Source organism: Pseudomonas citronellolis (assembly GCF_001586155.1).
GTDB classification, from domain to species: domain Bacteria; phylum Pseudomonadota; class Gammaproteobacteria; order Pseudomonadales; family Pseudomonadaceae; genus Pseudomonas; species Pseudomonas citronellolis.
In genome coordinates this window covers 4,800,314-4,824,187 of the sequence record NZ_CP014158.1, presented here as the reverse complement: position 1 = coordinate 4,824,187, position 23,874 = coordinate 4,800,314, and the positions used below count along the sequence as shown (strand labels likewise).

Genomic DNA, 23,874 nt, shown 5'->3' with positions numbered 1-23,874 from the left:
TTCCCCGGAACTGTAGGAGCGGGCCCTGCCCGCGATTCGCGCGCAGGGCGCGCTCCTACAGGGGGAATGGCGTGGGTGGGGCAGCGTAGGAGATCATCCGCGAATCGCGCCGGTGGTTCCGGCTATCGCGGACGGAGTCCGCTCCTACGGGGCGACGCCGAACCTCACTGCCTGCCGAACACCTCGTCCAGATGCTTGCGATAACGCTCCACATCCGCCTCGATGTTCGGCCGCTTCATCACGTCCACGCAGAGGAAGGTCGGCAGCGCCTGCATGCCGAGGAACTGGTTGGCCTTGTGGAAGGGGAAGTAGACCGCATCCACGCCCTTGCCCTCGAAGAAGTCGCTGGGGTCGTCGAAGGCCTGCTGCGGGGCGTTCCAGGTCAGCGAGAGCATGTAGCGCTTGCCGTGGATCAGGCCGCCGCTGCCGTACTTCTGCGAGGCGTCGGAGCGGGTGCGGCCGTCGTTGGCGTAGAGGCTGCCATGGCCGGCGGTGAACACCTCGTCGACGTACTTCTTCACGGTCCAGGGCGCGCCCATCCACCAGCCGGGCATCTGGTAGATCACCACGTCGGCCCAGAGGAATTTCCGCACCTCTTCGTCGATGTCGTAGCCGCCGTCGATGAAGGTTTGCTTCACGTCGAAGCCGGCGTGGTCGAGGTGGGCCAGCGCCGCTTCGTGCAGGGTGGCGTTGTACTGGCCGTTGGAATGGGCGAACTGCTTGCCGCCGTTGAGCAGGAGGATGTTTTGCATGGAAAGGCTCCGAAAGCTGTGAGTGGCCGGCAGGATAGCCAGGCTGCGGAAGCGGAAAAACCGGCCCCGCGGCAATTGATTTGTGTTTCTAGCTCACGAATCGGCGCCGGGAGTTGCTCCAGGTTATGCAATCGGCAGATAACCCGGCGCGCACTGTCGACTTCGACCCCGCGCCAGGGGGCAGCGAAATCCCGCCGGATCGCGCATCATGTCCGGCAGTCCACCAAGGGAGCCTTTCATGCGCGTCTTGCCGTCCGTTCTGCGATGCCTCCTGCCGTCCCTGGCGCTGCTGGCCGGCGCCGGCCATGCCGTGGCGGCCGAGCCGCTGCTCGAAGCCATCAACCTCTATCGCAGCCAGCCGCAGGCCTGCGCCGGCCGGGCCAGCGAGGCGCTGCCGCCGCTGGGGCAGGATGCGCGCCTGGTGCTGGCGCCGGGCGTTTCCGACTGGCAGTCGGCGCTCAAGGCCACCGGCTACCCCATGAGCAGCGCGCGCATGCTCAGCCTCAGCGGGCCGAAGGACGAGCAGGCGGCCATGGCGGCGTTGCAGGAGAGTTTCTGCCAGGTGCTGCTCGACCCGCAGTTCATCGAGGTCGGCGTCAGCCGCCAGGGCAACAACTGGCGCGTGGTGCTGGCGCGGCCGCTGCTGCAGGGCAAGCTGGGCGACTGGCAGGCCGAGGGACAGAAGCTGCTGCAGGCGGTCAATGCCGCGCGCGGGCAGGCGCGCCAGTGCGGCGGGCAATCCTTCGCCAAGGCCGCGCCGCTGGGCTGGAACGCGGTGCTGGGCAGCGTGGCCGAGGAGCACAGCCGCTCCATGGCCAACGGCAACTACTTCTCCCACCTGGACCGCGACGGCCGCACCCCCGGCGACCGCGCCGAGCTGGGCGGCTACAGCGCCGGCGCCGTGGGCGAGAACATCGCCGCCGGGCAGGGCACCGCGAACGCCGTGGTGCAGGCCTGGCTGGCCAGCCCCGGGCACTGCGCCAACCTGATGAGCCCGCAGTACCGCGAGCTGGGCGCGGCCTACGCGGTGGACCCGAAGAGCGACGCCGGCATCTACTGGACGGCGATGTTCGGCGCGCCCTGAGCGCGCCTCAGGCGAGACCGAAGTGCCTGGACAGCGCTGTCCATAGTGCTTTCCGGCGCTCCAGACCTTTGCATCCCCGCCCCCGACGTGGCATCCGGCGAATGCGTAGGATGGCGTTGAGCGAAGCGAAACCCATCATCCCTGACTTTTTCTGTGGGAATGCGCAAGAAAATTTCGTCAAGCGGCTGGATTATTACGGGATATGAAAAATAATATTGCCAGCCCTGCGTCTGGCCATTAGCCCGCGCGGGCAGTAACGTGCGCGTCGCCTTTGACCGGGCGTTTTTTTACCTGCAAAAGATAGCGCTGTCTCAAGGCTGCGCAGGTTTTCCGGGGCAGGGGGAATGGCCGCGCCAGAGCGCTGCGTCGGCCCCTGTTCTACAGTTTTCGTTTGGCCATGCGGCTCGCGCCCCGTTGGGGAGCGGGCCGGGTGGCGCTTTTCGCTTCAGGCTGCCAGGAGGAATAGCCCCCATGATCACCGCCCGCAATCTCGCCCCGGGGCTGGGGCTGCTCGCCCTGCTGGCCGGCGGCGCCCATGGCGACGAGGCTTTTTCCGCCGATTCGAAGTGGGGCCTGGGGGACTGGGGCGGCACCCGCAGCGAGCTGCTGGAGAAGGGCTACGACTTCAAGCTGGACTACGTCGGCGAGGCCGCGGGCAACCTGCACGGCGGCTACAACGACGACAAGACCGCGCGCTACACCGACCAGTGGGCGCTGGGCACCCACCTGGACCTGCAGAAGATCCTCGGCTGGCACGGCGCGGAGTTCCAGCTGACGGTGACCGAGCGCAGCGGCAACAACCTCTCCAACGACCGCATCAGCGACCCGCGCGCCGGCCAGCTCAGCTCGGTGCAGGAAGTCTGGGGCCGCGGCCAGACCTGGCGGCTGACGCAGATGTGGTACAAGCAGACCTTCCTCGACGACGCCCTGGACATCAAGGTCGGCCAGTTCGGCGAGGGCGAGGACTTCAACAGCTTCCCCTGCGACTTCCAGAACCTGGCCTTCTGCGGCTCGCAGGTGGGCAACTGGGTGGGCGGCATCTGGTACAACTGGCCGGTGGCGCAGTGGGCGCTGCGGGTGAAGTACAACTTGAGCCCGGAGTTCTTCGTGCAGGTCGGCGCCTACGAGCAGAACCCCTCGAACCTGGAGACCGGCAACGGCTTCAAGCTCAGCGGCAGCGGCACCAAGGGCGCCATCCTGCCGGTGGAGCTGGTGTGGTCGCCGAAGGTCGGCGGGCTGCCGGGCGAGTACCGCCTGGGCTACTACTCCAGCACCGCCAAGGCCGACGACGTCTACGAGGATGTCAACGGCCAGCCCCAGGCGCTGACCGGCAACGCCTTCAAGTCCCACGGCAGCAAGCACGGCTGGTGGGTGGTGGCACAGCAGCAGGTCACCGCGCACGACGGCGACGCTTCGCGCGGGCTGAGCCTGTTCGCCAACTTCACCGTGCATGACCAGGCGACCAACAGCATCGACAACTACCAGCAGGTGGGCGCGGTCTACAAAGGCCTGTTCGATACGCGGCCGAAGGACGACATCGGCCTGGCGGTGGCGCGCATCCACATCAACGATGACGTGACCAAGCACCAGAAGCAGATCAACCAGGTCGCCGGCCTCGACGACTACGACAACCCGCTGTTCCAGCCGGTGCAGCACAGTGAATACGACGCCGAGCTGTACTACGGCGTGCACGTCACCAACTGGCTGACGGTGCGGCCGAACCTGCAGTACATCAAGCATCCCGGCGGCGTCTACGAGGTGGACAACGCCCTGGTCGCCGGCCTGAAGATCCAGTCCAGCTTCTGAGCCGCCCAGTCATCACCAAGGCCCCGGCCAGCGCCGGGGCAGGGAGCAGGAACCCCAGCATGCCCTTGCGTTTTCGCCCGCTCAGCCTCGCCATGACCCTGCAGCCGCCGCTGCTGCTCTGGGGCCTGAGCACCGGCACCTTCGCCCTTGCCGCGGACAGCGCCGTGCCCGCCGACGAGGTGTTCGCCCCGATGGTCGTCACCGGCACCTACGCGCCGGTTTCCAGCTTCGACCTGCCGTTCTCCATCGACACCGTGCAGCAGCCGCAGATCGGCGACGGCCAGCTCGGCGTCAACCTTTCCGAGGTGTTGCCGCGGGTGCCCGGCCTGGTGGTGCAGAACCGCCAGAACTACGCCCAGGACCTGCAGATTTCCTCACGCGGCTATGGCGCCCGCTCGGCCTTCGGCATCCGCGGGCTGAAGCTGCTCAGTGATGGCATCCCGGCCAGCACGCCGGATGGCCAGGGCCAGGCAGCGACGCTGAACCTCGATGTGGCCGACCGTATCGAGGTGCTGCGTGGCCCGGCCTCGACTATCTACGGCAGCAACACCGGCGGGGTCATCCAGATGTTCAGCCGCGACGGCTCCGGCCCGCCGAAGGTGGGCGCCGAAACCACCTTCGGCAGCGACGGCTTCAACAAGAACCACCTTTACGCCGAGGGCGGCAACGACAAGGCCGGCTTCCTCCTCGATGCCTCGCGCATGGACACCGACGGCTACCGCGACCACAGCGCCGCGCGCCGCGACCAGACCTTCGCCAAGCTCAACTTCCGCCCCGACGACGACAGCCGCCTGGCGCTGATCTACAGCAGCCTGGAGCAGAACGGCACCCAGGACCCGCTGGGCCAGACCTGGGCCGCCTACCAGCACGACCCGCGCTCGGTGGCGTCGGTGGCCGAGACCTACGACACGCGCAAGAGCATCGACCACCAGCAGGTGGGCATGAACTACGAGCGCTACTTCGGCGACGCCACCCTGCAGTTCAACCTCTACGCCGGGCAGCGCAGCGTCATCCAGTACCTGTCGATCCCCAGGGGCGTGGTCTCCAACACCCAGCGCGGCGGCGGCGTGGTGGACTTCGACCGCGAATTCCACGGCGGCACCCTGCGCTGGATCCAGCCGGTGCAAGGCGTGCCCGGCGAGCTGACCGTCACCACCGGGGTGGACTACGACCGCAGCCGCGACGACCGCCACGGCTACCAGAACTACAGCGGCGACCTGCTGGGGGTGAAGGGCGAGCTGCGTCGCGACGAGGACGACATCGCCACCAGCCTCGACCCCTACGTGCAGGCGCGCTGGGAACTGGGCGACTGGACCTTCGACGCCGGCCTGCGCCACAGCACCATGAAGATGGAGGTGGACGACCACTACCTGGCCAACGGCGACTCCAGCGGTTCGAAGAAGTACCAGAAGAACACCCCGTCGCTGTCGGTGATGTACGCCTTCACCCCCGAGCTGCACGGCTACGTCAGCGCCGGCAAGGGCTTCGAGACGCCGACCCAGGCCGAGATGGCCTACGCCCCGGGCCTGGTGGAAAGCTTCAACTTCGGCCTCGACCCGGCCACCAGCACCCAGTACGAACTGGGCCTGAAGGCCAAGGTCGGCGGCAACACGCGGATCAACGCGTCGATCTTCGAGATCCGCACCGACGACGAGATTGTCGTCGCCAGCTCCAGTGGCGGCCGCACCAGCTACCAGAACGCCGGCAAGACCCTGCGCCGCGGCTTCGAGCTGGGTGTGCAGAGCCAGCTCAGCGAACAGTGGGACGCGACCCTCGCCTACACCCGCCTGGAGGCCACCTACGACCAGGACTTCGTCGAGGGCGGCAACCTCATCGAGAAGGGCAACCACCTGCCCGGCGTGCCCGGCAGCAGCCTCTACGGCGAGCTGGTGTGGAAGCCGCGCCAGGACATCAGCATGGGCTTCGAAGGGCAGTACCGCAGCAAGGTCTATGTTGAAGACAGCAACGAGGACAAGCCGGCGCCCAGCTACGCGGTGTTCAACTGGCGCACGCGCTTCGAACAGCGCTACGGCCCCTGGACCTTCCACCAGTTGCTGCGCCTGGACAACCTGCTGGACCGCCAGTACGTCGGCTCGGTCATCGTCGGCGACAGCAACGGCCGCTACTACGAGGCCGCCCCGGGGCGTTCCTGGTACGCCGGCGCCGGTCTCCAATACCAGTTCTGAACCCAAGCAGTACCCGCTCACTGAAAGACCGAAGGAGAACACGCATGAGCACTGACGGTGCGTTTGGCAGGTCACGCCTGCTGCCGAGCCTGCTCGGACTATTGCTGCTGCTGATGGGCCTGGCCCTGCTGGCCGGCGGCGTCAAGCTGCTGAGCCTGGGCGGCTCGCTCTACTACCTGGTGGCCGGCGTGGTGCTGGTCGTGACCGGCGTGCTGCTGGTGCTCGGCCGCGCCGCCGCCATCGGCCTGTACGCGCTGTTCCTGCTGGGCAGTACCCTGTGGGCCTGGTACGAAGTGGGCCTGGACTGGTGGCAACTGGTGCCGCGCCTGGCGCTGTGGTTCGCGCTCGGCATCGTCCTGCTGCTGCCCTGGCTGCGCCGCCCGCTGCTGAGCGCGGGCCCGGCGCCCAAGGCCACCGCGCTGCTGGGCCTGGCCGTGGTGCTGGCCGGCGCCACCGCCATCGCCTCGCAGTTCACCAACCCGGGCCGCATCGAAGGGCGCATCGACCGCGCCAGCGCCGGCGTGCCCAACGCCGCCCCGGCGCAGCCCGAGGGTGACTGGCAGGCCTATGGGCGCACCGCCTTCGGCGACCGTTACTCGCCGCTCACGCAGATCAACCCGGACAACGTCCACCAGTTGAAGCTGGCCTGGACCTTCCGCACCGGCGACCTGCCCGGCCCGAACGACCCGGGCGAGACCACCGCGGAAAACACCCCGCTGAAGGTCAACGGCAAGCTCTACGTGTGCACCCCGCACAGCCAGGTGATCGCCCTGGACCCGGACACCGGCAAGGAACTCTGGCGCTTCGATCCCAAGCTGAGCACGCAGAACGCGGCCAACTTCAAGGGCTGGGCGCACATGACCTGCCGCGGCGTGGCCTACCATGACGAGGCCGCCTACGCCGCCAAGGCCGCCGACGGCACTACCGTCGCCAGCCCGGCGCCGGCCGCCGGCAGCTGCCCGAAACGCCTGTTCGTGCCCACCGCCGACACCCGCCTGATCGCCCTCGACGCCGACACCGGCAAGGTCTGCGAAGGCTTCGGCAACAAGGGCGAGATCGACCTGCGCGCCAACATCGGCAGCTTCACCGCCGGCGGCTACTACTCCACCTCGCCGCCGGCGGTGACCCGCGACCTGGTGATCATCGGCGGCCACGTCACCGACAACGTCTCCACCGACGAGCCTTCCGGGGTGATCCGCGCCTACGACGTGCGCGACGGCCATCTGGTGTGGAACTGGGACAGCGGCAACCCGGACGCCACCGCGCCCATCGCCGCCGACCAGACCTACACCCGCAACTCGCCGAACATGTGGTCGGTGGCCAGCGTCGACGAGAAGCTCGGCCTGGTCTACCTGCCCATGGGCAACCAGATGCCCGACCAGTGGGGCGGCAACCGCACCCCCGAGGCGGAGAAGTTCAGCGCCGGCGTCACCGCGCTGGACCTGGCCACCGGCAAGGTGCGCTGGACCCACCAGTTCACCCACCACGACCTGTGGGACATGGACGTGGGCGGCCAGCCGACCCTGGTCGACCTGAAGACCGCCGACGGCATCAGGCCGGCGCTGCTGGCCTCGACCAAGCAGGGCAGCATCTACGTGCTCGACCGGCGCAACGGCGAGGCCATCGTGCCGATCAACGAAACCCCTGTGCCGCAGGGCGCGGTGGAAGGCGACCACACCTCGCCGACGCAGCCGATGTCCGAGCTGAACTTCATGCCGCCCACCGTGCGCGAGAAGGACATGTGGGGCGTGACGCCGTTCGACCAGATGCTCTGCCGCCTGGACTTCAGGTCGCTGCGCTACGAGGGCATCTACACCCCGCCGTCGCTGCAGGGCTCGCTGGTGTTCCCGGGCAACTTCGGGGTGTTCGACTGGGGCGGCGTGTCGGTCGACCCGGTGCGCCAGATCATGTTCGTCAACCCCGACTACATGGCCTTCAAGTCCAAGCTGGTGCCCCGCGAGGAAGTCGCCGGCGGCCCGGCCCGCAAGAGCGAGACCGAAGGCGTGCAACCCAACGCCGGCGCGCCCTACGGCGTGATCATGGCGCCCTTCCTGTCGCCCATCGGCCTGCCCTGCCAGGCCCCGGCCTGGGGCTACGTGGCGGCGGTGGACCTGACCACCCACAAAGTGATCTGGAAGCACAAGAACGGTACCGTGCGCGACAACTCGCCCCTCCCGCTGCCGCTGACCATGGGCGTGCCCAGCATGGGCGGGCCGATCACCACCGCCAGCGGCCTGGGCTTCCTCAGCGGCACCCTGGACCAGTACCTGCGGGCCTACGACATGCGCGACGGCAAGGTCCTCTGGGAAGGCCGCCTGCCGGCCGGCGCCCAGACCACGCCGATGACCTACACCGGCAAGGACGGCAAGCAGTACGTGCTGGTCATGGCGGGCGGGCATGGCTCCCTGGGCACCCGCCAGGGGGACTATGTGATGGCGTTTGCGTTGCCGGATTGAAGGCGGCGGCGCTGGAATGAAAGAACGCCCGCGGAGTGATCCGCGGGCGTTTTTCATTCGGTAACTCCGTGCCCGGCAGCGAGCGGTGTGTGGCCAAGGTCAAGCGGCGGATAACGCCGGGGGCGTTATGCGCCCTACGTCAAGCCCGCCATGGGCGTAGGGCGAATAACCGTTCGCGGTTATCCGCCGTTTCACCTTCCTTGCCGGCCACTCCGTGGTTGAACTTGGCGGGGCTTCAATACCGCTCCGCCGCCTGTACCTCCAGCGAAAGGTCCCCGACCCAATCCGCGGGGTAGATACCTTCGGCGACAGCTCGATGAAAGGTCGAGAATGGCCAATCCTTCAACGCCGTGACCAACCCATGTTTCAACGGGTTGATATGGATGTAGTCGAAGTGCCGCTGGTAGTCGCTGTCGTCACGGATCAGGTGTTCCCAGTAGCGAGCCTGCCAGATTCCCCGCTGGCCGCGCAGGCGCTGTGCGATGGAAAGCCATTCCCCCGGTGGGATGTGGCGGGCGAAGCCGGTCTTGATGACTTTCCAGCGGGTGGCGTAATCGGTGTCGCCCGGTGGAAGCGTCCATAGGCAGTGCATGTGTTCCGGCAGTACTACCCACGCATCTATCCGGAACGGATGGCGGCGTCTGGTCCTGGCGACGACCTGGCGAAGCAGGGCTATCTCCCGCACCAGCAGGTCCGAATGGCGGTCGCGGAGTGTGACGGTGAAGAAGTAGGTGCCGCCGCCAATCCGGGCGCGTCGGTAATTCGGCATCGGTGCTCCTCCCTGGGCTCTGCCATGTGGCAGGGTACCCGGGGAGGCGGCGGATAACGCTTCGCGTTATTCGCCCTACACGAAACTCGGACCTGGCGTAGGGCGAATAACCGTTCGCGGTTATCCGCCGCTTCACCTTTCTTGCCGGCAACTCCGTGGTTGAACTTGGCGCGGCTTGGACAGCGGCTCCATGCTCGTCACCGAGCGGGGCATGGCCAAGGCCAAACGGCGGATAACGCCGTAGGCGTTATGCGCCCTACGCCAAGCCCGTCATGGGCGTAGGGCGAATAACCGTTCGCGGTTATCCGCCGTTTCACCTTTCTTGCCGGCCACTGCATGATTGAACCTGGCGCGGCTTTGACGGCGGCTCCGGGCTCGTCACCGAGCGGTGTGTGGCCAAGGTCAAGCGGCGGATAACGCCGTAGGCGTTATGCGCCCTACGCCAAGCCCGCCATGGGCGTAGGGCGAATAACCGTTCGCGGTTATCCGCCGCTACACCTTCCTCGCCAACCCCTGCATGGTTGAACCTGGCGTGGCTTTGACGGCGGCTCCGTGCTCGGCAGCGAGCGGGATTATGGCCAAGGTCAAACGGCGGATAACGCCGTAGGCGTTATGCGCCCTACGCCAAGCCCGCCATGGGCGTAGGGCGAATAACCGTTCGCGGTTATCCGCCGCCTCACCTTTCTTGCCGGCCACTGCATGGTTGAACCTGGCGCGGCTTTGACGGCGGCTCCATGCTCGTCACCGAGCGGTGTGTGGCCAAGGTCAAGCGGCGGATAACGCCGTAGGCGTTATGCGCCCTACGCCAAGCCCACCATGAACGTAGGGCGAATAACCGTTCGCGGTTATCCGCCGCCTCACCTTTCTTGCCGGCCACTGCATGGTTGAACCTGGCGCGGCTTTGACGGCGGCTCCGTGCTCGTCACCGAGCGGGGCATGGCCAAGGCCAAACGGCGGATAACGCCGGAGGCGTTATGCGCCCTACGCCAAAGCGTTTCCGGGGTTTTCCGCGGCGCCCGCCTGGCGTCTGCGCTAGGCCCATTGCGCCTGGGTCGCCAGGCCGATCAGCTCGCGCAGCCCGCCGATGCCCAGCTTGCGGTACAGGCGCTTGACGTAGGTGGCGGCGCTGGAGGGGCGCACGCCCAACTGGGCGGCGATGGCGTCGTTGTCGGCGCCGGTCAGCATCAGGCGCAGCAGCGTCTGCTCGCGCAGGGTCAGGCCCGGCTGGCGGGCGGCTATGCGTTCGGCCAGCAGCAGCGGCAGTTCGTTGGCCTGCAGCCAGGCCTGGTAGTGCAGGCGCACGGCCTGGATCAGCAGCGGCGCCAGGGTTTCCAGGTAGTCCATCTCGCGGGCGCAGAAGTACCCGTGCTCGTGGCCACGGTAGAGGTTCAGCGACAGCCAGCGCTCGTTCTCGCCGTGGGCCAGCAGGGCCACGCGCTCGCTGATGCGCGGCTGCTCGTAGCACACCCGGCGGTACTCGGGATGGGCGATGTCGTCGATGCCTTGGCGCTGCACCAGGATGCGCTCGGCCGGGCCGCGGCGGGCCATGGCCTGCTGGTTGCCGTCCTGGCTGTAGAAGCGTTCGGCGTAGTTGTGCGAGATGCGCGGCAGCGCCACTTCGCGGGCGCGGTCGGCGAAGGAGAACACCTGCGGGTTGCGCCGCGGCGCATAGGCGAAGATGGTGCACTGCGCCAGGGGCACGCCGGGGCCGATCAGCTGCAGCAGGTCGGCGGCCAGGGTGCGGCTGCGGTTGCCGCCGACGCGGGCGAACAGGTTGGCGGCGTGGCCGAGGTTCAGGCTGTGCTCGACGCTGCCGGCGCGCAGGGGCCAGTACTGCATCGCGACGTCCCTCCGGGGTTCTGCGGGTTGCGGGCGCCGGCCACTGTAGCACCCCGGCCGCCGCCATGGCGGACCGGGGATCGGCCGGGCTCAGAGGTCCAGCAGGGCGGCCTCGGTCAGCTCGGCGAAGCGTTCGGGCTCGCCCAGGGCCTCGGCGGCGAGCAGCGCCAGCTTGACCAGGAACAGCTCGCGCTGCGCCTGGGGCGCGCGGTCCAGGGCTTCGGCCAGTTGTTCGTAGACGCTTTCCAGTCCGGCGATGGTCAGTGTTTGCATGGCGGTTCCCTCAGGTGTTGCCCAGTGCGGTGTGGATGGCCCGGCCCAGCGCGGCGCCGTCCAGTTGCCGCCAGCGCGCGCAGACGTGCTGGTCGGGGCGCGCCAGGTAGGCGCCGCCCGGCTGCGCGGCGTACTTGCGGCGCAGGTGGCCGTCGGCGTCGGCGAGGCTGAGGTCGGCGCCGTCCACCGCATCGGCCGCGCCTATGGCCAGGATGCGCAGCGGGATGCCGCGCTCGCGCAGGGCCGCGGCCTGGGCCCGCAGGTCTGCGGGCAGTTCGCCGGCTTCGCTGAAGTACAGCAGGTGGAAGGCGGCGCCCAGGTGGTCGAACAGGTAGTCGTCCTCGCCCAGGCGGACGTTCGGCAGCGGCGCGCCCTGGCGCGGGCCGGCGGGGAACGCCGCATCGTCGTCGTCGCGGCAGTTCAGCGGCGAGTCGGTGTAGTCGTGGGGCCGCGAGGTGCGCCAGTGGTACAGCGGGCGGACGAAGGCCTGGCTCAGCGACAGCGACAGCACGGCATCGCGCACCAGGCGCTGGCCGGGCGTGGGCGGGGTCATGAAGCGGGTGCTCTTGCCGGCCTCGGCGATGATTTCCCGCGCCGCGCCGACGCGCTCGTGGCTGTAGGAGGGCAGCAGCGCCGGGCCGGCCAGGCCCTTGAGCGCCAGGGCCAGTTTCCAGGCTAGGCCGTTGCAGTCCTGGAAGCCGGTGTTGGCCCCGCGCACGCCGAAGATCGGCAGCAGGTGCGCGGCATCGCCGGTGAAGATCACCCGCCGGTGGATGTAGTCCGGCAGGGTCAGCGCGCGGGCGGAGTACACCGAGCACCAGTCCAGCTCCCACTGCGGGTCCTGCACGCCCACCAGGGCCAGCTGCGCGTCGATGCGTGCGCGCAGGGACTCGGGCGCCAGGGCCTGCTCCGGCGTCTCGTCGGCCGGCAGCTGGTAGTCGATGCGCCAGATGTCGCCGGGCTCGCGGTGCATCAGCACGGTGTTGCCGGGGTTCCACGGCGGGTCGAAGAAGGCCAGGCGTTCGGTGGGCAGGTCGAGGCGGATGCGGATGTCGGCGATCACGAAGCGGCCCTCGTAGGCCGCGCCTTCCAGCTTCAGCCCGAGCAGCGAGCGCAGGGCCGAACGCGCGCCGTCGGCGGCGATCACCCACTGGGCTTCCAGGGCGTAGGGGCCGGCGGGCGTGTCCACTTCCAGGCGCGCATGGTCAGCGGCCTGGGCCACGGCGGTCACCTTGTTGCCCCAGCGCAGCTCGATCAGCGGGTTGGCCCGGGCGGCCTCCACCAGGTACTGCTCCAGGCACGGCTGCTGCAGGTTGGTCATGGGCGCGAAGCGGTCGTCGGCGTCCTGCGGCGCTTCCATGCGGAACACCCGCTGGTTGCGGTAGAAGGAGTTGCCGAAGCGCCAGCCCAGCCCGGCCGCGGTCACCCGGTCGGCCACGCCGACCTGCTGGAGGATTTCCAGCGAACGGCGGGTGAAGACGATGGCGCGGCTGCCCTCGCTGACCTGCTGCTCGGCTTCGAGCAGCACCGAAGGGATGCCGTAGCGGGCCAGGTCCAGCGCGGTGGTCAGGCCGATGGGCCCGGCGCCGACGATGACCACCGCATGCCGCTCGGCCTGCGCGGCGCCCACGGCGGCGGTGAAGGCGGGGTGGACCTGGTAGTCGAAATACAGCGAGCGCCGGGGCTCGGTGGAAGGGCAGTGCATCGCGGTGCGTCTCCGGGATTATTGTGCTTGTGGGCGGATGCCGGTCGGATCGCCCCGACTCTACCCCCCACGCGCGACCGCGATGTCCCCGCAAGGGGACAACTTGCGCCGCAGCCTTCGCAGCGCTCTTGCACGGGCGTTCTGGAATTCTCGCGGAACCTGTCTACGCTCAGTTCTTGCACCAAAGCGGTGCCACGATAACGAAAGCAGCAACATCAACCGTGATTGGCCTGAGTGCGACGTTATTCGCTGTGGACCGGTAGCCGCCGGTATCGGGACTCGCCCCCGGGCCTGTAGAGCAAGCGCCGTTCGAGGCGCTCGCCAGGGACTGCGTGCGCATGGTTACGACCGTTCCCGCCCGGGACCAATACCGGGCCCTCGGCTTGTCGACGTTGGCGTTCACCCTTTGCTTCGCCGTGTGGACGCTGTTCTCCATCCTCGGTCTGCAGATCAAGGACGAGTTCGGGTTGACCGACACCCAGCTCGGCCTGCTGATGGCCACGCCGGTGCTGACCGGCTCCATCTCGCGGATCTTCCTCGGCCTGTGGACCGACCGCTACGGCGGGCGCTGGGTGTTCGGCCTGGTGATGCTGGCCTCGGCGCTGTGCGTCTACCTGCTGACCTTCGCCACGGACTTCTACAGCCTGCTGCTGGCGGCCCTGGGCGTGGGCCTGGCCGGCGGCGGCTTCATCGTCGGCACCGCCTACACCTCGGCCTGGTTCGAGCCGGGGCGCCAGGGCACCGCGCTGGGCATCTTCGGCGCCGGCAACGTCGGCGCCGGCATCACCAACTTCGCCGCGCCCTTCCTGCTGCTGGCCCTGGGCTGGCGCGGCGCCGCGCTGGTGTATGCCGCGGTGCTGGCGGCCATGGGCGTGGCCTTCATGCTGCTGGCCAAGTCCGACCCGCAGAGCCAGGCGCGCAAGCAGCAGCCCATTCCCCTGGCGGAGCAGCTGGCGCCGCTGGCGGAGCTGCGCGTCTGGCGCTTCTCGCTGTACTACTTCTTCGTCTTCGGCGCCTTCGTCGCCCTGGCCCTGTGGCTGCCGCACTACCTGATGCAGGTGTTCGGCGTCAGCCTGGCCAGCGCCGGGGTGATCGCCGCGCTGTACACGGTGCCGGCGTCGCTGTTCCGCATCCTCGGCGGCTGGCTGTCCGACCGCTACGGCGCGCGCCGGGTGATGTACTGGACCCTCGGCGTGTCGGTGCTGTGCACCTTCCTGCTCAGCTACCCGCCGACGCGCTACATCGTCAGCGGCGTGCGCGGGGACCTGGAGTTCTCCCTGCACCTGGGCCTGGCCGGCTTCATCCCGGTCATCGTGGTGCTGGGCTTCTTCATGTCGCTGGGCAAGGCGGCGGTGTTCAAGCACATCCCCAGCTACTACCCACAGCATGTCGGCGTGGTCGGCGGCTTGGTGGGCATGATCGGCGGGCTGGGCGGCTTCCTGCTGCCGCTGACCTTCGGCATGCTCAACGACGTCATCGGCGTCTGGCAGAGCTGCTTCATGCTGCTGTTCCTGATCGCCGCAGGCGCCCTGGCCTGGATGCACTACGCGATCCGCATGGCCGAGCGCGTGGAATGGGCCGAGCAGCGCGAGGGCCGCGACCTGCCGGAGTTGTCCACCCCCAGCAGCTTTGTGCTGCTGGACTGGCACCCGGAGGACGCCGCGTTCTGGGAGGCCAAGGGCAAGCGCATCGCCACGCGCAACCTGTGGATCTCCATCCCCAACCTGCTGCTGGCCTTCGCCATCTGGATGGTCTGGTCGGTGGTGGTGGCCAAGCTGCCGCTGGCCGGCTTCAGCTACAGCGCCAACCAGCTGTTCTGGCTGGCGGCGCTGCCCGGGTTGTCGGGCGCCACCCTGCGCATCTTCTACAGCTTCATGGTGCCGATCTTCGGCGGCCGGCGCTGGACCGCGCTGTCCACCGCCTCGCTGCTGCTGCCGGCGCTGTGGATCGGCTTTGCCGTGCAGAACCCGAACACGCCCTACCTGATCATGCTGATCCTCGCCCTGCTGTGCGGCCTGGGCGGCGGCAACTTCTCCTCGAGCATGGCCAACATCTCGTTCTTCTTCCCCAAACAGGCCAAGGGCGCGGCCATGGGCCTGAACGCCGGGCTGGGCAACCTGGGCGTGAGCGTCATGCAGTTCCTGGTGCCGCTGGCGATCACCCTGGCGGTGTTCGGCAGCCTGGGCGGCGAGCCGCAGACGACCGCCGCCGGCACCCCGCTGTGGCTGCAGAACGCCGGCTTCATCTGGGTGCCGTTCATCATCGCCGCGACCCTCGCCGCCTGGTTCGGGATGAACGACATCGCCAGCGCCAAGTCCTCGTTCAGCGACCAGATGGCGATCTTCAAGCGCAAGCACACCTGGCTGATGAGCGTGCTCTACACCGGCACCTTCGGCAGCTTCATCGGCTTCTCCGCCGGCTTCCCGCTGCTGGCCGGGCACCTGTTCCCGCAGGTCGACGTGCTGCGCTTCGCCTTCCTCGGCCCGCTGATCGGCGCCTTGAGCCGCGCCTTCTCCGGCGGCCTGGCCGACCGTTTCGGCGGCGCCCGCATCAGCCTCTGGGTGTTCGTCGCCATGGCCGTGTGCGTGGGCGGCGTGCTGTTCTTCATCGGCATCAAGGACCAGCCGGGGGCCTACTGGGGCTTCCTGGCCATGTTCCTGCTGCTGTTCTTCTTCTCCGGGGTCGGCAACGCCAGCACCACACAGATGATCCCGGCGATCTTCCGCATCCAGACGCCGCGCCTGTTCCCCGGCCTGCCCGCCGAGCAGCAGGCGCTGCAGAGCGAGAAGGAGTCCGCCGCCGCGGTGGGCTTCATCTCGGCGGTGGCGGCCTATGGCGGCTTCTTCATCCCGAAGTCGTTCGGCAGCTCGTTCGACCTGACCGGTGGGCCGGAGTGGGCGCTCTACGGCTTCATCGTCTTCTACGCCCTGTGCATCGTCGTGACCTGGTTCTACTACACCCGCCGTAACGCCGAGGTGAGCTGCTAGCCATCCGGCCCGCGCCGAGGAGGAGAGAAATGAGTTACTTCATCGACCGCCTGCGCTACCTGGTCAAACGCCCGCCGGAATTCGCCGGCGGCCACGGCGAGACCCGCGACGAGAGCCGCGCCTGGGAGGACGGCTACCGCCAGCGCTGGCAGTTCGACAAGATCGCCCGCTCCACCCACGGGGTGAACTGCACCGGCTCGTGCAGCTGGAAGATCTACGTGAAGAACGGCCTGGTGACCTGGGAAACCCAGCAGACCGACTACCCGCGCACCCGCCCGGACCTGCCCAACCACGAGCCGCGCGGCTGCCCGCGCGGGGCCAGCTACTCCTGGTACCTGTACAGCGCCAACCGGCTGAAATACCCGCTGGTGCGCAAGGCGCTGATCCAGCTGTGGCGCGAGGCGCTGGCCGCGCACAAGGACCCGGTGCTGGCCTGGGCGAGCATCGTCGAGGATCCGCAGAAGGCGAAGCAGTACAAGTCCATCCGCGGCCGCGGCGGCTTCGTGCGCAGCGACTGGGACGAACTGCAGACGCTGGTCGCCGCGGCCAACGTCTACACCGTGAAGACCTACGGCCCGGACCGCGTCGCCGGCTTCTCGCCGATCCCGGCCATGTCCATGGTCAGCTACGCCTCGGGCACCCGCTACCTGTCGCTGATCGGCGGGGTGTGCCTGAGCTTCTACGACTGGTACTGCGACCTGCCGCCCGCCTCGCCACAAGTATGGGGCGAGCAGACCGACGTGCCCGAGTCCGCCGACTGGTACAACTCCGGCTACCTCATCGCCTGGGGCAGCAACGTGCCGCAGACGCGCACCCCCGACGCGCACTTCTTCACCGAGGTGCGCTACAAGGGCACCAAGACCGTGGCCATCACCCCGGACTACGCGGAAATCTCCAAGCTCTGCGACGAGTGGATGAGCGCCAAGCAGGGCACCGACTCGGCCCTGGCCATCGCCATGGGCCATGTGATCTTCAAGGAATTCCACCTGGAGAACCCGCGGAGCTATTTCACCGACTACGCGCGCCGCTACACCGACCTGCCGATCCTGGTGGAGCTGGAACCGCGCGCCGAAGGCGGCCTGGTCCCCGGCAAGCAACTGCGCGCCGCGGACTTCGCCGGCAACCTGGCGCAGGCCAACAACCCCGAGTGGAAGACCGTGGCCTGGGACGAGGCGGGCGAGCGCCTGGTGGTGCCGCGCGGCTCCATCGGCTTCCGCTGGGGCGAGTCCGGCCACTGGAACCTGGAGCCGGTGGACGCCGAGGGCCGCGAGGTGCGCCTGGCGCTGTCGCTGCTGGGCCGCCACGACGAAGTGGCGCGGGTGGCCTTCCCGTACTTCGGCGGCATCGAGCGCAAGCACTTCCCCAACGTGCCGGTGCGCGACGTGCTCTACCACCACGTGCCGGCCAAGCGCCTGCAACTGGCCGACGGCCGCGAGGCGCTGGTGGCCAGCGTGTTCGACCTGATGGCCGCCAACTACGGCATCGATCGCGGCCTGCAGCCCACCGTGGGCGGCGCCGGCGAGGACGACGGCGCCAGCGACTACGGCCAGCTCAAGCCCTACACCCCGGCCTGGCAGCAGGCGATCACCGGGGTGCCGGCGGCGCAGATGATCCGCATCGCCCGCGAGTTCGCCGAGAACGCCGACAAGACCCACGGCCGCTCCATGATCATCGTCGGCGCCGGGATGAACCACTGGTACCACATGGACATGAACTACCGCGGGCTGATCAACATGCTGATCCTCTGCGGCTGCATCGGCCAGAGCGGCGGCGGCTGGTCGCACTACGTCGGCCAGGAGAAGCTGCGCCCGCAGACCGGCTGGACGCCCCTGGCCTTCGCCCTGGACTGGCACCGCCCGCCGCGGCACATGAACGGCACCTCGTTCTTCTACAACCACTCCAGCCAGTGGCGCTACGAGAAGCTGGAGGTGAAGGAACTGCTCTCGCCCCTGGCCCGGCCGCAGGACTTCAGCGGCAGCCTGGTGGACTTCAACGTGCGCGCCGAGCGCATGGGCTGGCTGCCCTCGGCGCCGCAACTGGGCACCAACCCGCTGCGCCTGGCCGCCGCGGCCCAGGCCGCCGGCAAGAGCACCGCCGACTACGTGGTGGAGCAGCTCAAGAGCGGCCAGCTGCGCTTCGCCAGCGAAGACCCGGACAACCCGCAGAACCACCCGCGCAACCTGTTCGTCTGGCGCTCCAACCTGCTGGGCAGCTCGGGCAAGGGCCACGAATACATGCTCAAGTACCTGCTGGGCACCAAGAACGGCGTGCTCGGCAAGGACCTGGGCGAGGCCGGCAAGCAGAAGCCCGAGGAAGTGCTGTGGAAGGACGAGCCCATCGAGGGCAAGCTCGACCTGCTGGTGACCCTCGACTTCCGCATGTCCACCACCTGCCTGTACTCCGACGTGGTGCTGCCGACCGCCACCTGGTACGAGAAGGACGACCTCAACACCTCGGACATGCACCCCTTCATCCACCCGCTCACCGCCGCCACCGACCCGGCCTGGGAAGCGCGCAGCGACTGGCAGATCTACGACGGCATCGCCCGCGCCTTCTCGCGCCTGTGCGTCGGCCACCTGGGCGAGGAAACCGACCTGGTGACCCTGCCGCTGCAGCACGACAGCCCCGGCGAGCTGGCCCAGCCCGAAGTGCGCGACTGGAAGAAGGGCGAGTGCGAGCCCATCCCCGGCAAGACCATGCCTTCGCTGATCGAGGTCAAGCGCAACTACCCGGAAACCTACGAGCGCTTCAGCTCCGTCGGCCCGCTGCTGGACACCCTGGGCAACGGCGGCAAGGGCATCGCCTGGCAGACCCAGGAAGAGGTCGACCTGCTCGGCAAGCTCAACTACCGCAAGCTCGACGGTTCCGCCGAAGGGCGGCCACGGCTGGCCTCGGCGGTGGACGCGGCGGAGATGATCCTCACCCTGGCCCCGGAAACCAACGGTCAGGTGGCGGTCAAGGCCTGGGCCGCGCTGTCGAAGATCACCGGGCGCGACCACACCCACCTGGCGCGGCCCAAGCAGGAAGAGAAAATCCGCTTCCGCGACCTGGTGGCGCAGCCGCGCAAGATCATCTCCAGCCCCACCTGGTCGGGCCTGGAGGACGAGCACGTGAGCTACAACGCCTGCTACACCAACGTCCACGAGCTGATCCCCTGGCGCACCCTCAGCGGCCGCCAGCAGTTCTACCAGGACCACCCCTGGATGCGCGCCTTCGGCGAGAGCCTGATGGTCTACCGCCCGCCCATCGACACCAAGGCCGCGGCCAGCGTCGCCGAGCCGCGCAGCAACGGCAACCCGGAAATCGCCCTGAACTGGCTGACGCCGCACCAGAAGTGGGGCATCCACTCCACCTACAGCGACAACCTGCTGATGCAGACGCTGTCGCGCGGCGGGCCCATCGTCTGGATCAGCGAGGACGACGCGCGCGCCATCGGCGTGGTCGACAACGACTGGATCGAGCTCTACAACGCCAACGGCGCCATCGCCGCGCGGGCGGTGGTCAGCCAGCGGGTGCGCCCGGGCATGGCGATGATGTACCACGCCCAGGAACGCATCCTGAATATCCCCGGCTCCGAAGTGACGGGTACGCGCGGCGGCATCCACAACTCGGTCACCCGGGTCTGCCCCAAGCCGACCCACATGATCGGCGGCTACGCGCAGCTGTCCTACGGCTTCAACTACTACGGCACCGTCGGCTCCAACCGCGACGAGTTCGTCATCGTGCGCAAGATGAAGCGCATCGACTGGCTCGACGGCGAAGGCAACGACTACCAGCAGGAGGCGGTGAAATGAAGATCCGTTCCCAGGTCGGCATGGTCCTCAACCTCGACAAGTGCATCGGCTGCCACACCTGCTCGGTCACCTGCAAGAACGTCTGGACCAGCCGCGAAGGCATCGAATACGCCTGGTACAACAACGTCGAGACCAAGCCCGGCATCGGCTACCCCAAGGAATGGGAGAACCAGAAGAAATGGAACGGCGGCTGGGTGCGCAACGCCGACGGCTCCATCAACCCGCGCATCGGCGGCAAATGGCGGGTGCTGGCGAACATCTTCGCCAACCCCGACCTGCCGCAGATCGACGACTACTACGAACCCTTCACCTTCGACTACCAGCACCTGCACAGCGCCGCCCAGGGCGAGCACCAGCCGGTGGCGCGGCCGCGCTCGCTGATCAGCGGGCTGCGCATGGACAAGGTGGAGTGGGGGCCGAACTGGGAGGAACTGCTGGGCACCGAGTTCGCCAAGCGGCGCAAGGACATCAACTTCGAGCAGGTCCAGGCCGACATCTACGGGCAGTTCGAAAACACCTTCATGATGTACCTGCCGCGCCTGTGCGAGCACTGCCTGAACCCCGCGTGCGTGGCCTCGTGCCCCAGCGGCGCCATCTACAAGCGCGAGGAAGATGGCATCGTCCTCATCGACCAGGACAAGTGCCGCGGCTGGCGCATGTGCATCAGCGGCTGCCCGTACAAGAAGATTTACTACAACTGGAAGAGCGGCAAATCCGAGAAGTGCATCTTCTGCTACCCGCGCATCGAGACCGGCCAGCCGACGGTCTGCTCCGAGACCTGCGTGGGGCGCATCCGCTACCTCGGCGTGCTGCTGTATGACGCCGACCGCATCGAGGAAGTGGCCGCCTCGGCGGACGACCGCGACCTCTACCACCGCCAGTGCGAAATCTTCCTCGACCCCCACGACCCGCAAGTGATCGAGCAGGCGCGCAAGGACGGCGTGCCCGACAGCGTCATCGCCGCGGCCCAGGCCTCGCCGGTGTACAAGCTGGCCATCGACTGGCAACTGGCGCTGCCGCTGCACCCGGAATACCGCACGCTGCCGATGGTCTGGTACGTGCCGCCGCTGTCGCCCATCCAGTCCGCCGCCGAGGCCGGCCACGTGGAATTCGACGGCGTGCTGCCGAAGATCGAATCGCTGCGCATCCCGGTGCGCTACCTGGCCAACATGCTCACCGCCGGCGAAGAGGCGCCGGTGGTGCTGGCCCTCAAGCGGCTGATGGCCATGCGCGTGTACATGCGCGCCAAGCACGTGGACGGCACCCTCAACAGCGAAGTGCTGCAGCAGGTCGGCCTGAGCCAGCGCCAGGTGGAAGAGATGTACCGCTACCTGGCCATCGCCAACTACGAGGACCGCTTCGTCATCCCCACCGGCCACCGCGAGGCCCTGCCCGACGCCTACGCCGAGCGCAGCGGCTGCGGCTTCACCTTCGGCAACGGCTGCCACGGCGGCAACAGCGAGGTCAGCCTGTTCGGCGGCAGCAAGCAGACCACCACCCTGGTCAAGCCGGTGCAGACCTTCGACCCGGTGGAGGACAGCCGCCATGGATGAGCGCCAGCCCCAGGGCCTGCTGAGCCTGCGCGTGCTGGCCCGGCTGCTCGACTACCCCTGCGCCGAGCTGCAGGCGGCGGCCGGCGAGCTGGCCGCCATCCTCGACGACGAGACGCGCCTGCCCGAGCCCCTGCGCAAGCGCCTGGGCCAGTGGTGCCAACGCCTGGCGCAGAGCGACCTGCTGGACCTGCAGGAAGCCTACGTCGAACTCTTCGACCGCGGCCGCTCGGTCTCGCTGCTGCTGTTCGAGCACGTCCACGGCGAATCCCGCGACCGCGGCCAGGCCATGGTCGACCTGCTGGCCGAGTACGAGGCCGCCGGCTTCCAGCTCGACGCCCGCGAGTTGCCCGACCACCTGCCGCTGTTCCTCGAATACCTCTCCACCCGCAGCCACGCCGAGATCGGCCAGTGGCTGGGCGACATCCAGCACATCCTCGCGCTGCTCGCCGCGCGCCTGGAAGAGCGCGGCGCCGACCACGCGCTGGTGCCCCACGCGCTGCTGGCGCTGATCGGCCGCAGCGAGCTGATCCAGCAGCAGCGTCCGGCGGTCGAGGGAGAGGCGCCGGACCACACCCCGCAGGCTCTGGACGCGGTGTGGGAAGAGGAAATCGTCCGCTTCAACGCCGAGACCGACCAGGACTGCAGCCTGCAGTCCGCCGAGGGCCGGCGCCTGGCCGAGCGCAAATACCAGGCGCTGCCCCAGGTCGTCCAGGTCCTGCCCGCCACCCCGTCGCCCCTGGCGGACGGCCAATGAACGGAGGCTCATCATGTTAGAAGACTACGTTCTGCATCTGCTCTACGGTTACTACCCCTACCTGGCCGGCACCGTGTTCCTGCTCGGTAGCCTGCTGCGCTACGACTACGGCCAGTACACCTGGAAGACCGGCTCCAGCCAGCTGCTCTCCAGCCGCCACATGCGCCTGGCCAGCAACCTGTTCCACATCGGCATCCTGGCGATCTTCTTCGGCCACCTGGTCGGCCTGCTGACGCCGCACTGGGTCTACGAGCCGTTTCTTTCCGCCGGCCACAAGCAGCTTATGGCCATCCTCTTCGGCGGCGCGGCCGGGGTGCTCTGCGTGATCGGCGGCGGCATGCTGCTCTGGCGCCGGCTGTTCAACCCCAGGGTGCGCGCCTCGTCCAGCTTCATGGACAACCTGATCATCGCCCTGCTGTTGTTGCAGGCGTGCCTGGGGCTGATCACCATCTTCTTCTCGCTGCACCACCTGGACGGCGAAATGATGTTGGCCCTGGCCGGCTGGGCGCAGTCCATCGTGTTCTTCCGCGGCGACGCGGCCAGCTTCCTGATCGGCACGCCGCTGATCTTCAAGATCCACATCTTCATCGGCCTGACCATCATCCTGCTGTTCCCCTTCACCCGCCTGGTGCACGTCTGGAGCATCCCCCTGGGCTACTTCGGGCGTAACTACCAGATCGTCCGCCGGCGCGGCTGAGGAGCGAAGCCATGGCCCAAATGATCGCCGTCGAGAACCTGCCGGCCGAACCCGTCGCGGTGATCCGCGTCGGCAGCGCCCGGCTCAGCGAAGCCGACATCGCCCGGGAAACCCCCTTCCACCCGGCCGCCTCCCTGGCCGAGGCGCAACTGCAGGCCGCCCGCGCCCTGGTGGTGCGCGAACTGCTCGGGCAAAGGGCCGCCAGCCTCGGCCTGCTGCCCGCGGGCGAACTGGCGGAGGAGGGCGCCGACCAGGCCGTGGCGGCGCTGCTGGAGCGCGAACTGCAAGTCCCCGAGCCCGACGAGGACGCCTGCCGGCGCTACTTCGAAGCCCACCGCGAACGCTTCGCCGAGCCGGCCAGGATCAAGGTCCGCCACATCCTCCTGCCCGCCGCCCCGGACGACGCCAGCGCCCGCGACGCCCACTACCACCTGGGCGAAAAACTATTGCGCGAACTGCACCGCGACCCGCAGCGCTTCACCGAACTCGCCCAACGTCACTCGGCCTGCCCGTCGAAGGAGGAAGGCGGCGACCTGGGCTGGCTGCGCGCCGGGCAGACCGTCGCCGAACTCGACCAGGCCCTGCACCGCCTGCCCCTGGGCCTGCACGACCGCCCCCTGGCCTCGCGCTACGGCTGGCACCTGGTCAGCATCGACCAACGCCAGGAAAGCCGCCCGCTGCCCTACGAACAAGTCAGCACCCGCGTCCGCCACAGCCTGCGCGAAGAATCCACCCGCCAGGCCCTGCGCCAATACCTGCTGGCGCTGGAGAAGGAAATTGGGGTGCAGGGCATTAGCCTGGACGACAGTCCCGAGCATGGTGCTCGGTCGTGACGTGAGTGCCACCCGCACCATTCACCTGTAGGAGCGCGCCCTGCGCGCGATTCGCGGGCAGGGCCCGCTCCTACAGTCTGCAATGAGGCACGAAGCTTCCCCGTAGGAGCGGACTCCGTCCGCGATCAGGCGGATAACGCCGTGGGCGTTATGCGCCCTACGGATTTCCAAAGGGACATCCACACCGCCCGTAGGGCGAATAACCGTTCGCGGTTATCCGCCGCTACACCTTCCTTGCCGGCAACGCCGTGGTTGAACTTGGCGCCGTTTCGAGGGCGGCTCCGTGCCCGGCAGCGAGCGGGATTGGGCCGAGGTCAAACGGCGGATAACGCGGAGCGTTATTCGCCCTACGCCAGGCCCACCCGTAGGGCGAATAACCGTTCGCG

Annotated in this window: 15 protein-coding genes; 10 read left to right on the top strand and 5 right to left on the bottom strand. The window is 68.3% G+C overall.

Annotation, left to right across the window (positions count from 1 at the left end):
- Positions 1-164: 164 nt before the first annotated feature.
- The gene (gene mdaB / locus PcP3B5_RS20930) at positions 165-752 is read right to left on the bottom strand and encodes an NADPH:quinone oxidoreductase MdaB (RefSeq protein ID WP_061562306.1); all 588 of its coding nucleotides are present in this window, start codon (positions 750-752) and stop codon (positions 165-167) included.
- 238 nt (positions 753-990) lie between these two features.
- On the opposite strand from mdaB, the gene PcP3B5_RS20925 reads away from it, so the two are divergent.
- From PcP3B5_RS20925 to PcP3B5_RS20910, 4 genes are all read left to right on the top strand, one after another.
- On the top strand, positions 991-1,836 hold the full coding sequence (locus tag PcP3B5_RS20925; RefSeq protein ID WP_061562305.1) for a CAP domain-containing protein: 846 nt from the start codon (positions 991-993) through the stop codon (positions 1,834-1,836).
- Between the two features lie 471 nt (positions 1,837-2,307).
- Positions 2,308-3,642 carry a carbohydrate porin gene (locus PcP3B5_RS20920; protein WP_061562304.1) on the top strand — a complete coding sequence of 445 codons (1,335 nt, stop codon included), beginning with the start codon at positions 2,308-2,310 and terminating at the stop codon, positions 3,640-3,642.
- 59 nt (positions 3,643-3,701) lie between these two features.
- On the top strand, positions 3,702-5,828 hold the full coding sequence (locus PcP3B5_RS20915) for a TonB-dependent receptor family protein (RefSeq protein ID WP_061562303.1): 2,127 nt from the start codon (positions 3,702-3,704) through the stop codon (positions 5,826-5,828).
- Positions 5,829-5,872: 44 nt separating this feature from the next.
- Positions 5,873-8,284 (top strand): glucose/quinate/shikimate family membrane-bound PQQ-dependent dehydrogenase, encoded by a 2,412-nt coding sequence (locus tag PcP3B5_RS20910; protein ID WP_061562302.1) that lies wholly within the window; start codon positions 5,873-5,875, stop codon positions 8,282-8,284.
- Positions 8,285-8,519: 235 nt separating this feature from the next.
- Here PcP3B5_RS20910 and PcP3B5_RS20905 read toward each other — a convergent pair whose 3' ends face one another.
- The 4 genes from PcP3B5_RS20905 to PcP3B5_RS20890 form a co-directional block, all read right to left on the bottom strand.
- Positions 8,520-9,053 (bottom strand): REP-associated tyrosine transposase, encoded by a 534-nt coding sequence (locus tag PcP3B5_RS20905; RefSeq protein WP_043270736.1) that lies wholly within the window; start codon positions 9,051-9,053, stop codon positions 8,520-8,522.
- A 1,032-nt stretch (positions 9,054-10,085) separates the two neighbouring features.
- On the bottom strand, positions 10,086-10,892 hold the full coding sequence (locus PcP3B5_RS20900) for a helix-turn-helix transcriptional regulator (protein WP_061562301.1): 807 nt from the start codon (positions 10,890-10,892) through the stop codon (positions 10,086-10,088).
- Between the two features lie 90 nt (positions 10,893-10,982).
- Positions 10,983-11,165 (bottom strand): hypothetical protein, encoded by a 183-nt coding sequence (locus PcP3B5_RS20895; protein WP_009621747.1) that lies wholly within the window; start codon positions 11,163-11,165, stop codon positions 10,983-10,985.
- Between the two features lie 10 nt (positions 11,166-11,175).
- Positions 11,176-12,870 (bottom strand): FAD-dependent monooxygenase, encoded by a 1,695-nt coding sequence (locus PcP3B5_RS20890; protein WP_061562300.1) that lies wholly within the window; start codon positions 12,868-12,870, stop codon positions 11,176-11,178.
- A gap of 338 nt (positions 12,871-13,208) precedes the next feature.
- Between PcP3B5_RS20890 and PcP3B5_RS20885 the strand changes: the two genes are divergently transcribed.
- The 6 genes from PcP3B5_RS20885 to PcP3B5_RS20860 are packed head-to-tail and all read left to right on the top strand — an operon-like array spanning position 13,209 to position 23,488.
- The gene (locus PcP3B5_RS20885) at positions 13,209-15,857 is read left to right on the top strand and encodes a nitrate/nitrite transporter (RefSeq protein WP_061562299.1); all 2,649 of its coding nucleotides are present in this window, start codon (positions 13,209-13,211) and stop codon (positions 15,855-15,857) included.
- A 29-nt stretch (positions 15,858-15,886) separates the two neighbouring features.
- Positions 15,887-19,651, top strand: coding sequence for a nitrate reductase subunit alpha (locus tag PcP3B5_RS20880; protein WP_061562298.1), 3,765 nt, complete (start codon positions 15,887-15,889; stop codon positions 19,649-19,651).
- Positions 19,648-21,204 carry a nitrate reductase subunit beta gene (gene narH / locus PcP3B5_RS20875; protein ID WP_009621752.1) on the top strand — a complete coding sequence of 519 codons (1,557 nt, stop codon included), beginning with the start codon at positions 19,648-19,650 and terminating at the stop codon, positions 21,202-21,204. Before PcP3B5_RS20880 ends, narH begins: the two co-directional genes overlap by 4 nt.
- Complete coding sequence (gene narJ, locus PcP3B5_RS20870; protein ID WP_043300132.1) at positions 21,197-21,958, top strand: nitrate reductase molybdenum cofactor assembly chaperone; 762 nt, start codon at positions 21,197-21,199, stop codon at positions 21,956-21,958. The genes narH and narJ overlap by 8 nt, the downstream gene beginning before the upstream one ends.
- Before the next feature lie 13 nt (positions 21,959-21,971).
- Positions 21,972-22,655, top strand: a complete 684-nt coding sequence (gene narI / locus PcP3B5_RS20865) for a respiratory nitrate reductase subunit gamma (RefSeq protein WP_043270724.1) — start codon at positions 21,972-21,974, stop codon at positions 22,653-22,655.
- 11 nt (positions 22,656-22,666) lie between these two features.
- Positions 22,667-23,488 carry a peptidylprolyl isomerase gene (locus tag PcP3B5_RS20860; protein WP_061562297.1) on the top strand — a complete coding sequence of 274 codons (822 nt, stop codon included), beginning with the start codon at positions 22,667-22,669 and terminating at the stop codon, positions 23,486-23,488.
- Positions 23,489-23,874 lie beyond the last annotated feature (386 nt).

What these genes read in the sequence shown, in the direction of transcription:
- mdaB (WP_061562306.1), bottom strand. Translation starts at nt 752, where the DNA reads ATGCAAAACATCCTCCTGCTCAACGGCGGCAAGCAGTTCGCCCATTCC.
- PcP3B5_RS20925 (WP_061562305.1), top strand. Translation starts at nt 991, where the DNA reads ATGCGCGTCTTGCCGTCCGTTCTGCGATGCCTCCTGCCGTCCCTGGCG.
- PcP3B5_RS20920 (WP_061562304.1), top strand. Translation starts at nt 2,308, where the DNA reads ATGATCACCGCCCGCAATCTCGCCCCGGGGCTGGGGCTGCTCGCCCTG.
- PcP3B5_RS20915 (WP_061562303.1), top strand. Translation starts at nt 3,702, where the DNA reads ATGCCCTTGCGTTTTCGCCCGCTCAGCCTCGCCATGACCCTGCAGCCG.
- PcP3B5_RS20910 (WP_061562302.1), top strand. Translation starts at nt 5,873, where the DNA reads ATGAGCACTGACGGTGCGTTTGGCAGGTCACGCCTGCTGCCGAGCCTG.
- PcP3B5_RS20905 (WP_043270736.1), bottom strand. Translation starts at nt 9,053, where the DNA reads ATGCCGAATTACCGACGCGCCCGGATTGGCGGCGGCACCTACTTCTTC.
- PcP3B5_RS20900 (WP_061562301.1), bottom strand. Translation starts at nt 10,892, where the DNA reads ATGCAGTACTGGCCCCTGCGCGCCGGCAGCGTCGAGCACAGCCTGAAC.
- PcP3B5_RS20895 (WP_009621747.1), bottom strand. Translation starts at nt 11,165, where the DNA reads ATGCAAACACTGACCATCGCCGGACTGGAAAGCGTCTACGAACAACTG.
- PcP3B5_RS20890 (WP_061562300.1), bottom strand. Translation starts at nt 12,870, where the DNA reads ATGCACTGCCCTTCCACCGAGCCCCGGCGCTCGCTGTATTTCGACTAC.
- PcP3B5_RS20885 (WP_061562299.1), top strand. Translation starts at nt 13,209, where the DNA reads ATGGTTACGACCGTTCCCGCCCGGGACCAATACCGGGCCCTCGGCTTG.
- PcP3B5_RS20880 (WP_061562298.1), top strand. Translation starts at nt 15,887, where the DNA reads ATGAGTTACTTCATCGACCGCCTGCGCTACCTGGTCAAACGCCCGCCG.
- narH (WP_009621752.1), top strand. Translation starts at nt 19,648, where the DNA reads ATGAAGATCCGTTCCCAGGTCGGCATGGTCCTCAACCTCGACAAGTGC.
- narJ (WP_043300132.1), top strand. Translation starts at nt 21,197, where the DNA reads ATGGATGAGCGCCAGCCCCAGGGCCTGCTGAGCCTGCGCGTGCTGGCC.
- narI (WP_043270724.1), top strand. Translation starts at nt 21,972, where the DNA reads ATGTTAGAAGACTACGTTCTGCATCTGCTCTACGGTTACTACCCCTAC.
- PcP3B5_RS20860 (WP_061562297.1), top strand. Translation starts at nt 22,667, where the DNA reads ATGGCCCAAATGATCGCCGTCGAGAACCTGCCGGCCGAACCCGTCGCG.